General features: G+C 70.2%; 13 protein-coding genes. 7 read left to right on the forward strand and 6 right to left on the reverse strand.

The annotated features are described in order from the left end of the window. The first annotated feature begins 19 nt into the window (after nucleotides 1-19). Nucleotides 20-247 (forward strand): type II toxin-antitoxin system ParD family antitoxin, encoded by a 228-nt coding sequence (locus tag CJEDD_RS03380; protein ID WP_042408901.1) that lies wholly within the window; start codon nucleotides 20-22, stop codon nucleotides 245-247. Here the strand turns inward: CJEDD_RS03380 and CJEDD_RS03385 are convergent. Then, nucleotides 244-1,437, reverse strand: coding sequence for an ABC transporter permease (locus CJEDD_RS03385; RefSeq protein ID WP_042408902.1), 1,194 nt, complete (start codon nucleotides 1,435-1,437; stop codon nucleotides 244-246). The genes CJEDD_RS03380 and CJEDD_RS03385 overlap by 4 nt on opposite strands. Continuing rightward, complete coding sequence (locus tag CJEDD_RS03390) at nucleotides 1,437-2,315, reverse strand: ABC transporter ATP-binding protein (protein WP_081764578.1); 879 nt, start codon at nucleotides 2,313-2,315, stop codon at nucleotides 1,437-1,439. Before CJEDD_RS03390 ends, CJEDD_RS03385 begins: the two co-directional genes overlap by 1 nt. Nucleotides 2,316-2,369: 54 nt before the next feature. On the opposite strand from CJEDD_RS03390, the gene CJEDD_RS03395 reads away from it, so the two are divergent. Further along, nucleotides 2,370-5,186, forward strand: a complete 2,817-nt coding sequence (locus CJEDD_RS03395) for an FAD-binding and (Fe-S)-binding domain-containing protein (RefSeq protein WP_042408908.1) — start codon at nucleotides 2,370-2,372, stop codon at nucleotides 5,184-5,186. Here the strand turns inward: CJEDD_RS03395 and CJEDD_RS03400 are convergent. Further along, entirely contained in the window at nucleotides 5,183-7,231 is a 2,049-nt protein-coding gene (locus tag CJEDD_RS03400) for a helicase-associated domain-containing protein (RefSeq protein ID WP_273657620.1), read from the reverse strand. The genes CJEDD_RS03395 and CJEDD_RS03400 overlap by 4 nt on opposite strands. A 53-nt stretch (nucleotides 7,232-7,284) precedes the next feature. On the opposite strand from CJEDD_RS03400, the gene CJEDD_RS03405 reads away from it, so the two are divergent. Beyond that, nucleotides 7,285-7,479 (forward strand): hypothetical protein, encoded by a 195-nt coding sequence (locus CJEDD_RS03405; RefSeq protein WP_042410649.1) that lies wholly within the window; start codon nucleotides 7,285-7,287, stop codon nucleotides 7,477-7,479. A 67-nt stretch (nucleotides 7,480-7,546) separates the two neighbouring features. On the opposite strand, the gene CJEDD_RS03410 is transcribed toward CJEDD_RS03405, so the two are convergent. Continuing rightward, a complete protein-coding gene (locus CJEDD_RS03410; protein ID WP_337956179.1) occupies nucleotides 7,547-8,296 on the reverse strand; it encodes a resuscitation-promoting factor Rpf1 domain-containing protein in 750 nt (249 codons plus the stop codon). A 264-nt stretch (nucleotides 8,297-8,560) separates the two neighbouring features. Between CJEDD_RS03410 and CJEDD_RS03415 the strand changes: the two genes are divergently transcribed. Further along, nucleotides 8,561-8,944 carry a cold-shock protein gene (locus CJEDD_RS03415; RefSeq protein ID WP_042407632.1) on the forward strand — a complete coding sequence of 128 codons (384 nt, stop codon included), beginning with the start codon at nucleotides 8,561-8,563 and terminating at the stop codon, nucleotides 8,942-8,944. Between the two features lie 29 nt (nucleotides 8,945-8,973). Here the strand turns inward: CJEDD_RS03415 and CJEDD_RS03420 are convergent, their stop codons facing one another. Both CJEDD_RS03420 and CJEDD_RS03425 read right to left on the reverse strand, forming a co-directional pair. After that, entirely contained in the window at nucleotides 8,974-9,474 is a 501-nt protein-coding gene (locus tag CJEDD_RS03420; protein ID WP_042407637.1) for a DUF2771 family protein, read from the reverse strand. A gap of 19 nt (nucleotides 9,475-9,493) precedes the next feature. After that, a complete protein-coding gene (locus tag CJEDD_RS03425) occupies nucleotides 9,494-10,297 on the reverse strand; it encodes a glutaminyl-peptide cyclotransferase (protein WP_081764544.1) in 804 nt (267 codons plus the stop codon). Nucleotides 10,298-10,347: 50 nt separating this feature from the next. Between CJEDD_RS03425 and CJEDD_RS03430 the strand changes: the two genes are divergently transcribed. Genes CJEDD_RS03430 through CJEDD_RS03440 form a run of 3 tightly spaced genes read left to right on the forward strand, consistent with a single transcriptional unit; the run spans nucleotide 10,348 to nucleotide 13,348 of the window. Next, nucleotides 10,348-11,019 (forward strand): DUF3027 domain-containing protein, encoded by a 672-nt coding sequence (locus CJEDD_RS03430; RefSeq protein WP_042407645.1) that lies wholly within the window; start codon nucleotides 10,348-10,350, stop codon nucleotides 11,017-11,019. 58 nt (nucleotides 11,020-11,077) lie between these two features. Further along, a complete protein-coding gene (locus CJEDD_RS03435; RefSeq protein WP_042407647.1) occupies nucleotides 11,078-12,547 on the forward strand; it encodes an NCS2 family permease in 1,470 nt (489 codons plus the stop codon). Further along, nucleotides 12,548-13,348, forward strand: coding sequence for a TrmH family RNA methyltransferase (locus CJEDD_RS03440; protein WP_042407650.1), 801 nt, complete (start codon nucleotides 12,548-12,550; stop codon nucleotides 13,346-13,348). The last annotated feature ends 2 nt before the right edge of the window (nucleotides 13,349-13,350 follow it).

Here is a 13,350-nt window from a genome sequence, read left to right on the forward strand (position 1 = left end):
ATGTTGGTAGCGTGCCGGTATGGCTAAGAACACTTCAGTTGTACTCGGGGAACGCTACGACGCGTTCATCGCCCGGCTCATCCAAGACGGCCGCTACGCGTCTGCCAGCGAAGTCCTGCGCGAGGGGCTGCGGCTGGTGGAGGAGCGGGAGCAGAAGTTCGACGCGCTGACACTCGCCGTAGAAAAAGGAGAACTCGGCGCCGAGTTCGACGCCGAGCAGTTCATCGCCAAAATGCGCGCACGCTAGCCCCTGTGCAGCAGCTGCGACCACTTGGTCACGCTGCCGTTATTCAGGATCGTGCGCTTGTAGATGCGGGCGGCGGCCCACACGGCCAACGCCGTCGCCACAGCGGCGAGGGCGAACGAGCCGGCTAACTGCAGCGCGGTGAAGTCCCCGGCGGCATACGACAGCGGCGCGGCGAAGATGGAAAACGGCGGGATCCAGCTCATTACCTGCATCCAGGTGGCATCGGTGTTCATCCAGCCGAAGCCGGGGATGTAGGCGGAAGCCATGATGAGCAGCAGGATCGGCATCTGGGTGGACTGCAGGTCCTCGGTGCGCTGCACCATCGCGCCGGCGGCGGCGTAGAGGGCGCCGAAGAACAGCATGGCCAGCAGCCAGGCGAGCAGCAGGACGGGGAGGACGGACCAGTCGAATTCGATGTCGTCCACGAGCCCGGAGACCTTCAGCCCAACGCCGCCGACGATGAGCAGCACTGCGGTGGCGAGGAAGCCCAGCACGAGCGTGCCCAGCAGCTTGCCCGCCAGGAAATCCAGCGGGCGCACGGAGGCGAGCACGAGCTCGACCACGCGGGAGGATTTCTCCTCGGTCACGCGGCTGCCCACCTGGGCGGCGAAAGTGATCACGGTGAAAATGACCACCATCAGCGCCACGAATGTGGTGAGCAGGCGGAGCAGTTGCTGCTCGAAGTCTTCGCCGCTGGCCTCGTCCACGTCCACCGGCACGATGTCGATGTTCGGGGAGGCAGCCTCGTAATCCGCGGGCGAAATGCCCAGCGTGTTCAGCGTTTCGGCGCGGGTGTAGCTGTCGGCGAGCGCCTCCATCCCCTCCATGATGCCGGCCGACGGCGTGCCGTCCGAGATGACCTCCCACTGGTCGCCCTCGGCCACGAGCGCGGCCTTGACGTCGCCGTCGCGCACCAGCTGCACCGCCTCGTCGCGGCTCGCAGTTTCGCGGGCGTCGTACCCGGCACCGTCGAGCAGTTGCTTATCGACGCCTACGGTCGCCACCGCAGTCTTCGCGTCGCCGCCGTCAGCGTCGTCCTTGCTCTTCTGCCAGGAGGCGAAGCCGATGAAGCCGGCCATGGCCAGAAGGAGGATGACGAAGGTGATGATCACGCCCTTCTTCAGCAGCAGGATCTGGATCTCGCGCGCCGCGGTGGTGGTGATCGTGTGCATGGGTGAGTAAGCCTTCATTACTGCACAACCTCCTTGAACAGGTCGGCCAGGTCGGGCACGACCCGGGTGAACTCGTGGACAGGCCCTGCGGACATAGCGGCCTGCAGGATGCGCTGGTCGTCCTGGACGCTCGGGGCTTCGAGGATGACGTGGGTGGCGGAGTCGTCGATTAGCGAAATGCCCTCCGGGATCCAGCCGCGGGCCTGGGTGCCCACCTTGAAGCGGATGGGGCCGTGGGCGCGCAGCTCGTCGACGGTGCCTTCGGCCACCATGTGGCCGCGGGTGACGATGCCGATGCGGTCGCACAGGCGCTGCACCAGATCCAGCTGGTGGGAGGAGAAGATGACGGGCACACCTGCCCGGGCGCGGTCGGTGAGCATCGTGCTCATCACGTCCACGGCGACGGGGTCGAGGCCGGAGAACGGTTCGTCCAGGATGAGGATGTCGGGGTCGTGGATGAGGCTGGCGGCGAGCTGGACGCGCTGCTGGTTGCCCAGGGAGAGGTCGTCGAGCTTGTCGTTCACACGCTCGCCCAGGCCGAGTTCCTCGAGTAGCTCGGTGCCGCGCTGCTTGGCGGCTTTGCCGTCGACGCCGTGCAGCTTGGCCAGAAAGACCAGCTGCTCCAGGATCTTCTCTTTGCCGTACAGGCCGCGCTCCTCGGGCATGTAGCCGATGCGGCGGCGGGTGTCGTCGTCAAGCGGGCGCCCGTCCAGGAGCACCTCGCCCGAGTCGGCGGCGAGCACGCCGAGGGCGATGCGCATCGTGGTGGACTTGCCGGCGCCGTTGGAGCCGACGAAGCCGTACATCTCGCCGTCGTGGACGGTGAAACTCATGCCGTCGAGGGCTTGGACGCTGCCAAAGCGCTTGTTCAGGTCGCGGATTTCGATTGTGGTCACATGTTGAAAATAACAAAAGATCGGCCAGCGGGTGCAGGGGTCTAGCATGGGTTTATGACCGCAACCATTTCCTCCCCCGCACACCATTTGTCCCGCGAACTCGGCTCCGACCAGGCGCTTTCCACCCGCCCGATCGACCGGATCAAGTACGCCCACGACGCGTCGCACTTCCTCTACACCCCGGACGTGGCGGTGGAGGCCCGCACCGCGAGCGACGTCGCCGCCGCCTTCCGCGCGGCCGCCGCTTCCGGCTCCCCGGTGGTGCTGCGCGCCGGCGGCACGTCCCTGTCCGGCCAGGCTGGCGGCGGCGGGATGCTCGTCGACGTGCGCAAGCACTTCCGCGGCGTCGAGGTCCTCGACGGCGGCAAGCGCGTGCGCGTCCAGCCCGGCTCCACCGTGCGCCAGGTCAACGCCCACCTCGCCCCCTACGGGCGCAAGATCGGCCCAGACCCGGCGTCCGAGGGCGCGGCGACCATGGGCGGGGTGATCTCCAACAACTCCTCCGGCATGGCGTGCGGCACGACGTACAACACGTACAACACCATCGAGTCGATGACCTTCGTCCTGCCGTCGGGCACCGTCATCAACACCGCGCACCAGGACGCGGAGGCACAGTTTGCGCGGGAGGAGGCGGAGCTCGTCGAGACGCTGGAGCGCCTCAAGCGGCGCGTGCGCGGCAACCAGGAATCCGTGGCCACCATCGAGCGCCACTTCGCGCTGAAGAACACGATGGGCTACAGCATCAACGCGTTCCTCGATTACGACTCGCCGCTGGACATTTTCATGCACCTGCTCGTGGCCTCCGAGGGCACGCTCGCATTCATCGCCGAGGCCGTGCTGCGCACCGTCGAGGTGCCGAAGCTGAAGACCACCACCATCGCCGTCTACCCGACGCTCGACGCGGCGACGCGCTCGCTGCCCGCGCTCTTCGACTCGCACGCGGCGACGCTCGAGCTCATGGACTCGCGCTCCATCAAGGTCGGCCGCACCTTCGACGCGGTGCCGGAGCAGATCACCGGCTTCGAGCTCGACGGCCAGGCCGCGCTGCTCATCGAGTACCACGCCAACGAAGCCGACGAGCTTCGCGAATACGAGGCCGCGGGTGCGAAGCTGCTGAAGGGCTTCGACCTGCAGACCCCGGCCGCCTTCTCCACCGACCCCGCCCAGGCCGCGAAGGCGTGGGCGTTCCGCAAGGGCCTCTACGCCCAGGTCGCCGAGGCGCGCCCGTCCGGCACGACCGCGCTGCTCGAGGACATCGCGGTGCCGGTCGGCGACCTCGCCGACACGTGCGGCGGGTTGCAGCAGCTTTTCGACGCCTACGGCTACGACGAGGCCGTCATCTTCGGCCACGCCAAGGACGGCAACATCCACTTCCTCATCACCGACCGCTTCGAGGGCGACGAGAACCTCAAGCGCTACGACGGCTTCAACGAGTCGATGGTGGACCTCGTCCTCGGCGCCGGCGGCAACCTCAAGGCCGAGCACGGCACGGGCCGCGTCATGGCCCCGTACGTGCGCCGCCAGTACGGTGACGAGCTCTACGACGTCATGGTGCAACTCAAGCGCGCCGCCGACCCGCGCGGGGTGATGAACCCGGGCGTGATCATCACCGACGACGAGCGCGAGCACATGAAGAACTTCAAGCTCAACCCGCAGGTGGAAGACCAGATCGACTCCTGCGTGGAGTGCGGCTACTGCGAGCCGGTGTGCCCGTCGCGCGACATCACCATGACGCCGCGCCAGCGCATCGTCGTGCGCCGCGCCCGCGCGAAGGCGATCCAGGACGGCGACGCGGACTTGGTCAAGGAGCTCGACGAGGCGTACCAGTACGACGGCATCGACACCTGCGCGGTCGACTCGATGTGCGTGACGGCCTGCCCGGTGGGCATCGACACCGGCAAGTTCATCAAGTCCCTGCGCCGCGGCGAGGCCGGCGCGGTCGAGTCCGCCGGCTGGGCGGCCGCCGCGAAGGCGTGGGGGCCGGGCAACGCGCTCGCCTCCGCGGCGCTCACCGGCGCCTACTTCATGCCGACCTCGCTCGTGCAGAAGGTCACCGACGTCGCCCGCGCCATCGTCGGCGCCGACACGATGCCGGAGTACCGCCCGGAGCTGTCGAAGGGCGGCAAGATCCGCTCGCGGGCCTTCGGCACCCGCGTCGGCGCGCCGGGCGTCGAGCCGAGCGGCGTGTTCGTCCCGGCCTGCGTGAACTCGATGTTCGGGCCGCAGGGCGAGGGTGTCGGCGCGTCCGCCGCGTTCGCGAAACTCGCCGAGCGCGCCGGCGTCGCGCTTGTCGTGCCGGAGGGCATCGACGGGATGTGCTGCGGCACCCCGTGGACGTCGAAGGGCATGGCCACCGGGCACGAGATCATGCAGCGCAAGGTCCGTGACCAGCTCATCGCCGCCACCGACGGCGGGCGCCTGCCCGTGGTCGTCGACGCCTCGAGCTGCACGCACGGCTTCCGCGACATGCTCGAGGGCATCGGCAACGACGTGATCGACGCCATCGAGTTCGTCGACCAGCACGTTGTGGACAAGCTGAACGTGAAGCGCAAGGTCGACTCCGTCACGCTCCACCCGACGTGCTCGGCGACGCACCTCGGGATCGTCGATACGCTGAAGCGCGTCGCGTCCGCGGCGGCGGAGGACGTGCGCGTGCCCGCGGAATGGAACTGCTGCGGCTACGCGGGCGACCGCGGCATGCTGCACCCTGAGCTCACGCACGCGGCGACGAAGCGCGAGGCAGAGGAGGCGGCGCAGCTGCACTCGGCCTGCCACGCGTCGTCGAACCGCACGTGCGAGCTGGGGCTGACCGCCGCGACGGGCGAAGACTACGAGCACGTCCTGGAGATCCTCGAGCGCGTGAGCCGCTAGGCCAGCACCACCTTGGTGATGCGGGGTAGCGCGATGCGCACCACGCGGTCGGCCGCCTCGTCGAGGGCGTCGACCTGCCCCGCGGAGACCGATAGTGGCAGGACGGTGAGCGTGCGCCCGCGCCCCTGCGTATCGACGAACCCGACGGTGACATGCCGCCTCGCCCGCGCGGCGGCGCGCAGGGTCTCGAACGCGTCGCTGCCGCCCTCGCCGGCGTCGTCCTCGCCCGCGCGCAGCTTTGCCACAATCGCCTCGACCTGCTCGGGAGCGACCCGCGGGGCGGCCGGCAGCGTCGACGGCGTCGCGGGGACGAGCGCCGGCTCGGGCGCCACGTTGAGCGCAACCCCGGCGCCGTCCTCGGCGGTGGGCTGGAGCCCGGCCGTGCGTAGCGCCGCCACGAGCTTCGGCAGCGCCACGTCGGCGATAGCGACGGTGGGGGCGAGCGCGCGCAGCCCGCAGCGCTCGACGGCCGCGGCGATGAGCGCCGGGTCGTCGGAGCGGACGTAGCTGAGTGCCGCGCCGGCCCGGATCGCGCCGTGGCCGCGGGCGGTGTCGTCGATGAGGAACGTGATCGCCTGGGGCACCTCGTCGAGGACGTGCGCGGCGAGCCAGGCGTGGATCTCGCCCGCGGTGAGCCCGCCGTCGAGGCCGCGGCGCACCGACGGCTCCGTCACCCGCCACACGCTCGCCAGCCCCGGCGACTCGAGTTCCGCAATGCGCTCGAGGAACGACGCCATCGCGGGCTCGAGCGGGCCCGGCGCCATGATGGTCATGTCGCCCTGTGCGATAAGCGTCTCGACGGCCTCCGGCACGAGCGCGTCGGCCGCCGCCACGACGTCGCCGCCGCCCAGCAGCGCGCGCAGCGGGGTCGACGGCGCGAGCCCCGGGGCGGCGCCGGCGAGGCCGCCGAGGGCGGTGGCTTCGGCCACGGTGGCGTGGATCAGCTGCGGCGAAAACGACGCCGCCTCGAGCGGGGCGGCGAAGAGCAGGCTGTCGAGCCGGCCCGCGTGGCGCGCGATGGTCGCACGGGCATGCCGCACCGCGGGCGCGTGCATGTCCGCCGACAGCAGCTTCGCCCCGGTGTCCGAGCGCCACGGGGAGGCGAGCCAGCCGGTGAGCAGGATCGCCCACTGCTCGGCGAGGCGCGCGTCGAGCCAGGTGAGCGCGTCGCGGGTGGGGGCGAGCACGTCTTGGTCGTCGACGTTGCCGCGGCCGACGAGCCCGGCGGACTCGCCGGCGGTGACCAGCAGCCGCACTGGGAAGCCGAGCTGCTTGTCCAGGTTCGCCTCCGCGCGCACGCCGACGGAGCCGTCCTTGTTTAGCGCGACGGGCGCCTCGAGCAGCGCCACGATGAGCTGGCGCATCTGGCGCACCGCGTCGAGGCCCTGCGAGGCAGCCGCCTCGTCCACGGCGGCCTGGTCGACGGCCGGGGCCGCGGGCTGCGTGAGCGGGTACTCGCGCGGGGGAGTGCCGCGCATCGCGTCGCGCACCGGGCGGGGCAGGCGCACGGTGGTGGCGTTGACGCGCACGAGCAGCCCCTTGGCCAACAGGCTGGCGACGGGCGCGTCTGGGTCCGCGTCCGGCCCCGCCGCTGCCGTCGTGCCCACGCCGCCGGAGGCCGCGAGGGTCTGCAGCACCTTGCGCTCGCGCGCGGGCAGGCACTGCAGCGCGTCCGCGGCGCCGGGCGGCAGCGTGTCCGTCACTCGCCAGGTCGGGGGCAGGGCGGACAGCGTGCCGGGGGAGACGCGCAGCTGGGCGTCCGGGCCGTAGACGAGCGCGAGCTCGCGCAGGTGGGAGGTGTCGCCCATGCCGGTCGCGTCGACGGGTTCGAGCTCCGCGCCGGCGTCGGCAAGGCGCTCGAGCACGGCGAGGTCGGCGGCGGTGAGCTGGCGCAGCGCCCTCGACGCCGAGCCGGGCAGGGCGAGCCGCGTGGCCAGCGAGCCGGCGCTCGGCGGGGTGGGGAAGAAGGCGTCGGGGCGGGCGCCGACGAGGGCGCGGAGTTCGTCGCTGTCAAGCTGGCGCAGGTACTCGGGGAACGTAGACATCGCGGGGGTGAGTTTACGTGCGTTTTCGCGCGGGGCGTGAAAGAATAAGCAGCATGGCTAAAGATGTAGAGAAGATCGGGCGCGCAAACCCCGCGTGGCCCACGCACACCCCTGGTAACGGCCACCCGGTCACCGAGATTTCCTCGAAGCTCACCGGCGCGTCCAGCCCGTTCGGCGACGACCTCATTCTGCCGATGCCGGCGGAGGAGACCGGGTACGTCCACCCGACGACGCGCATCAACCGCTAGCCGGGGGCCGCGGCAACGCGAAAGGAGCTCACGCAGTGCGCGTGAGCTCCTATTCGTGTGCGCCGGGTTAGCGGGCGAGGTAGGTCTGCTGCAGGGAGGCGATGGTGTTGTTCACCTGCGCGCCGAAGTCTGCCTGCGCGGCGGCGACGTTCGCGCCGAGCTCGCGGGCGACGGTGGCGAAGTCGCCGTTAAGGGCGGCGTCGATGAGCGTCTGGTTCGCCAGGTAGAACGCGTTGTAGTCGTTGCGGTTCGCGGCGTAGTTCGTCTGCACCGAGGTGGGCACCTGGAAGCCCATGGCGTTGATCGCGTCGCGCAGCTGGTGGTAGAGGGCGTCGACCTCGATGGTCTCGGCCTTCTTCGGGGCCGGGGCCTGCTGCGCCGGAGCCTGGGCAGCGGGGGCCGGGGCCGGGGCGGGCGCGGGCTTGGGGGCGGCCGCCTGCGCGTCGCGGTTGGTCGGCGCGGAGTTCAGGCCGTAGCGCGCGGAGCAGGCCGGCCAGGCGCCCCAGCCCTGGGCTGCGAGGGTGCGCTCGGCGACGATGATCTGCTGCTCGCGGGTGGCCTGGTTCGCGGTCGGGGCGAACTCGCCGCCGCCGTACGCCAGCCAGGTGCCGTAGGAGAACTGCAGGCCGCCGTAGTAGCCGTTGCCGGTGTTGATGGCCCAGTCGCCGCCGGACTCGCACTGCGCGAGCTTGTCCCAGTCGGAGTCGGGTGCCGCCGTCGCCTGCGGCGCGACAACGCCTGCCAGCGCTGCGACGGCTGCGGTACCTGCCAGAGCCTTCTTGCCCGTGGAGGTGGTCTTCTTGGAGTGGCGTCCCATGATTCGTTTCCTCTCGTCGTTGACCGCCAATTCTCGGGACAGCCTAACCATTTGTAACGATTGTGTCACGCAACTGGCACGAATTGACCCTCGGGAGGGGTCGGGCACCGGCATTTCCGCAGTTCGCGCGCGGCGGGACGGAAAAGAGTGTTCTGGGACACAATGGTAGCGCTCGGGTCGCGGTGTATCGTGAGTTCTTTGTTTTGGCCCCAGCGATGTTCCAGACCTGCGGGCCACCCCGACCGACACTGCAAGGAGGACGCCATGCCCATTGGAAAGGTGAAGTGGTACGACGCCGAGAAGGGATTCGGCTTCGCGTCGAACCCGGGCGACGAGGACGTCTTCATCGGCAAGTCCGTCCTGCCCGAGGGGGTTGAGGAGCTCGTGCCGGGCCAGCGCATCGAGTTCGATTTCGCCGCCGGCCGCCGCGGCCCGCAGGCCCTGCGCGTGAAGGTGCTGGACACCCCGAAGCGCCGCGCGGCCAACCGCCGCAAGCCGGAGGAGCTGGGCAGCATGCTCGCCGATGTGATGACGCTCATCGAGACCCAGGTCCAGCCCGCGCTCACGAGCGGCCACTACCCGGACCGCAAGGAGGGCCGCCAGGTCGCAGAGATCCTGCGCGCCGTCGCGCGGGAGCTCGACGCGTAGCGACGCCCTCTCGGCCGCACGTTGCGGCCCTACTCGAACCCGACCGACCACGTGGCGATGACGGGGGTTTCCTCCCCGTTGTCGCCTTTATCGATGTCGAGGGTTGACACCTCTGCGACGACGAGGTGCGCGCCGTCCTTCTCCACCTGCGCCGTCTCCTGCCCGGACTCCCCGGAGGTGAACACGCGCTCCTCGTTCGCCGCCGGGTCGTCGTAGACGAGCAGCAGGCGCCAGCTGTTCTGCTCGATCTCGCGCGGCACGGTCAGCGTCACCTCGCCCGCACCGCCGAGCTGCATCCGCGGCGCGTCCCCGCCCGGGCACTCGACGTCGAGCTCGCACACCGTGTACACGGGCACGTCCTCGTGCTGCTCGCCCGCCTGGACGCCGACGGTGAGGTCGCGCACTGGCGTCTCCGGGCGGTTGCGCTGGTGCTCCAGCACGGCGTAGACCACCCCGACCAACACCAGAACCCCCACGAGGGCGATGGCGAGAACTTTCCACTGCTGCCGCGTCGCGCGCTGTTGTGCCATGGCGGACTAGCCTACTTGCCTACCCCGCGGGCGCGAACGTCACGCGGTACATGTCCGGCCACCGCTTGCCGGTGAGGTAGAACTCGTCCGTCCCCGGGATGTGCGCGATGCCGTTGAGCACGTTGTTCGGGTCGTCGGCGGCGTTGTTGGGCACACCGGAGGCGTCGATAAGCGCCGTGACGCGCCCGGTCTCGGCGTCGATGCGGACGATGTCGGTGGTGGTGAAGATGTTCGCGTAGACGTCCCCGCCCACGCACTCGAGCTCGTTGAGCCCGCTCACCGGCCGCCCGTTCATGGTTACGGTGAAGCGGCCCCGCTCCTCGAGCGTGCGCGGGTCCATCCGCCGCAGCTCGGCCGAGCCGTCAGAGAAGATCACCTCGTCCGCGTCCGGGCGCGCGCAGACGCCCCAGCCTTCGCCGTCGTAGCTCGCCCGCCCCGTTTCCTCGAGCGTTGCAGCGTTGCGACGGATCGCCGTCCCGTTGAGCCACGTCAGCTCCCACACGGTGTCGTCGATACGCGTGATGCCCTCCCCGAAGAACAGCGGGTCGAGGTCCACCGACCGCAGCTCCTCGCCGGCCGGGGTGCGCACGTAGAGGCGGGACTCGCCCTCCATGCCGGTGCCCACGTAGAGGTTGCCGTCCGGCGCGACCTCGAGGCCCTGCGTGAAGCTGGACGCGTCAAAGGGGAGGCGCTCCTCGACGCGCGCGGTGAGGTACTCGACGCTGTCCGACGGGGAGTCGGCTGGGGCATCTGTCGCGGGGGAGCAGCCGGCGAGCAGCGCGGCGAGGCACACGGTGGCGGAGAGCGCTTCGAATCGACCCATGGAGACCATCCTGCACCATGCCGGCACCCCGTCGCGCATAATGGGTAAGCGTGTCACGTTCCAACAACCGCTCCCGTTCGCACAACCCGCTTCTGGGCGAGGACGCCGTCCGCACCGCGCGGGAGGCGCTCGCGGAGATCGCTGACGGCGAGGTCGGCGAGCACATCGGCGTGACCGGGCTGGGCCGCAACGTGGCCACGCACCGCTTCGCCGCGGACGTCCCCGGCTACGCGGGGTGGGAGTGGGACGCCGTGGTCGCCTGCGCCGACGGGGCCGACTGGGTGACGGTCAACGAGGTCGCGCTCGTGCCATCGCAGGGCGCGCTCGAGGCGCCGGACTGGGTGCCGTACGCCGAGCGGCTGCGCCCCGGCGACCTCGGCCCGGGCGACATCATGGAGCTCGCGCCCGACGACGCCCGCGTCACCGAGGACTCCTTCTCCCGCGACGCCGTTACGTTCACCGGCCGCGAGACGAAGCGCTACCTCACCGTGCGCGGCCTCGAGGACGCGAAGCGGCGCTGGCGCACCGGCGACTTCGGGCCGAACAGCGAGTTCGCCGAGCAGGCGGCGCTGTCGTGCCGAACCTGCGCGTTCTACATCCCGCTCGAGCAGCCGGTGGGGGAGCACTTCGGCATCTGCGCCAACGAGTACTCCGCGGACGGGCACGTGGTGGCGTCCTCCTACGGCTGCGGCGCGCACTCGGACACCACGGTCGCCGAGTAATCGTTGGGCCGCCCCAACGATTGGCGTTTTCGCAGGCTGGGTGCGACACTATTGCGACGTGAGTACGACCACGGGAGCACAACTGCATGAGGGCCGGCCGCAGCCGCGCGGCGCGCTGGATTCCTTCTTCCATATCACCGAGCGTGGATCCACCGTCGGCACCGAGGTGCGCGCGGGGGTTGTGACGTTCTTCGCGATGGCCTACATCGTCCTGCTCAACCCGCTCATCCTAGGCACGAGCCCGGACCGCGACGGCGTGGTGCTGGGCATCCCCCAGGTCGCCGCCGCCACCGCGCTCGCCGCCGGCGTGATGTGCATCCTCTTCGGCGTGGTGGCGAAGTACCCGTTCGGCATCGCCACCGGCCTCGGCATCAACACCCTCGTGGCCGTCACGCTCGTGGGGCAGCAGGGCCTGACCTGGCCCGAGGCGATGGGGCTCGTGGTCATCGACGGCATCATCATCGTCCTGCTCGCTGCCTCCGGCTTCCGCGCCGCCGTGTTCAACGCCATCCCGGATGCCATGAAGGTGGCCATGAGCGTGGGCATCGGCATGTTCATCGCGACGATCGGCCTCGTCGACGCCGGCTTCGTGCGCCGCGTGCCCGACTCCGCGATGACCACCGTCCCGGTCCAGCTCGGCACCGGCGGCTCGATCGCGTCGTGGCCCACGTTCGTCTTCATCGTCGGCCTGGTCATCTGCGGATTCATGGTCGTGCGCCAGATTCGCGGCGGCCTGTTCATCGGCATCGTGGCCACCACCGTCATCGCCATGATCGTCGAGGCGCTCACGGGCGCCGGCTCCTCCGCCGACAACCCGGAGGGCTGGAACCTCGCCGTGCCGTCGCTGCCGGATTCCTTCGGTGGCGTGCCGGATCTGTCCATCGTCGGCAACGTCAACCTCGTTGGCGCGTTCACCCACCTCGGCGTCATCGCGGCGTCGATGCTCGTGTTCACCCTCGTGCTCGCGAACTTCTTCGACGCGATGGGCACGATGACGGCGCTTGGGCGCCAGGCGGGCCTCGCCGACGAGCACGGCGTGCTGCCGGAGATGAAGCGCGCCCTCATCGTCGAGGGCCTCGGCGCCGTCATCGGCGGCGCGGCCTCGTCGTCGTCGAACACCGTCTACGTCGACTCCTCGGCCGGCATCGCGGACGGCGCGCGCACCGGCCTGGCCAACGTGGTCACCGGCGTGCTCTTCCTCGCCGCGATGTTTTTCACCCCGCTCTACGAGATCGTGCCCATCGAGGCCGCCGCGCCCGTGCTCGTCATCGTCGGCGCGCTCATGATGATGCAGGTCGGCCAGATCGACTGGGCCGACTTCAACGTCGCCTTCCCGGCGTTCCTCACCATCGTCACCATGCCGCTGACCTACTCCATAGCCAACGGCATCGGCGTCGGCTTCATCGCGTTCACCCTCATGGCGCTCTTCGCCGGCAAGGCGAAGGACATCCACTGGATCATGTGGCTCGTCTCCGCCCTCTTCGTCGTCTACTTCGCGCAGGGCCCGATCATGGCGGCGCTGAACTAGATGCAGTTGCGTATCGACGACCCAAGGGACCCCCGCCTCGACGACATCCGCGACCTGAAGCACTCGGACCAGCAGAAAGACCTCGTCTTCGCCGAAGGGCCGCTCGTCGCGGGCCGGCTCGTGGAATCGCGCTTCCCGGTGCGCGCCGTGTTCGGCTTCGGCGGGCGCCTCGAGTCCTTCCTCGCAGACTACGGCGCCGAGCTCGAGCGCCGCGGCGTGCCGGTCTACGAGATCACCCGGGAGATCATGGGGGAGGTCGCCGGCTACGACATGCACCGGGGCTTGCTCGTCTCCGCCGATAAGCCCGCGCCGTTCGCCGTGGCGGACGTCATCGACGGCGCGCGGACCCTCGTCGTCCTCGAGGGCGTGGGCGACCACGAGAACATCGGCTCCATCTTCCGCAACGCTGCCGGCATGGGCGTCGACGGCGTGCTCTTCGGCGCCTCCACCGCGGATCCGCTCTACCGCCGCAGCGTCCGCGTCTCCATGGGCCACGTCCTGCGCACCCCGTTCGCGCACCTCGACGGCACGCCGACGACGTGGCAGCGCTCGCTCGAGCAGCTGCGCGAGGCGGGCTGGTGGCTCGTCTCGCTCACCCCCGCCGACGACGCCGTCGAGCTCAAGGACGCCGTCGCCGGCCACGAGAAGGTCGCTTTCCTCGTCGGGGGTGAGGGCCCGGGGCTGACCCGGCACGCGATGGCCGCCACCGACGTGCGCGCGAAGATCCCCATGGCGCCGGGCACCGACTCGCTCAACGTGGCCACCTCCGCGGCCGTCGCCTTCTACGAGCGAAACCGGTAACC

Origin of the sequence: Corynebacterium jeddahense (genome assembly GCF_028609865.1) — a bacterium.
Lineage (GTDB): Bacteria > Actinomycetota > Actinomycetes > Mycobacteriales > Mycobacteriaceae > Corynebacterium > Corynebacterium jeddahense.

Excerpts from the sequence above, each read along its gene's own strand:
- CJEDD_RS03410 (WP_337956179.1), bottom strand. The coding sequence starts at position 8,296 with ATGGGACGCCACTCCAAGAAGACCACCTCCACGGGCAAGAAGGCTCTG.
- CJEDD_RS03425 (WP_081764544.1), bottom strand. The coding sequence starts at position 10,297 with ATGGGTCGATTCGAAGCGCTCTCCGCCACCGTGTGCCTCGCCGCGCTG.
- CJEDD_RS03395 (WP_042408908.1), top strand. The coding sequence starts at position 2,370 with ATGACCGCAACCATTTCCTCCCCCGCACACCATTTGTCCCGCGAACTC.
- CJEDD_RS03415 (WP_042407632.1), top strand. The coding sequence starts at position 8,561 with ATGCCCATTGGAAAGGTGAAGTGGTACGACGCCGAGAAGGGATTCGGC.
- CJEDD_RS03405 (WP_042410649.1), top strand. The coding sequence starts at position 7,285 with ATGGCTAAAGATGTAGAGAAGATCGGGCGCGCAAACCCCGCGTGGCCC.
- CJEDD_RS03420 (WP_042407637.1), bottom strand. The coding sequence starts at position 9,474 with ATGGCACAACAGCGCGCGACGCGGCAGCAGTGGAAAGTTCTCGCCATC.
- CJEDD_RS03385 (WP_042408902.1), bottom strand. The coding sequence starts at position 1,437 with ATGAAGGCTTACTCACCCATGCACACGATCACCACCACCGCGGCGCGC.
- CJEDD_RS03380 (WP_042408901.1), top strand. The coding sequence starts at position 20 with ATGGCTAAGAACACTTCAGTTGTACTCGGGGAACGCTACGACGCGTTC.
- CJEDD_RS03440 (WP_042407650.1), top strand. The coding sequence starts at position 12,548 with ATGCAGTTGCGTATCGACGACCCAAGGGACCCCCGCCTCGACGACATC.
- CJEDD_RS03400 (WP_273657620.1), bottom strand. The coding sequence starts at position 7,231 with ATGTCTACGTTCCCCGAGTACCTGCGCCAGCTTGACAGCGACGAACTC.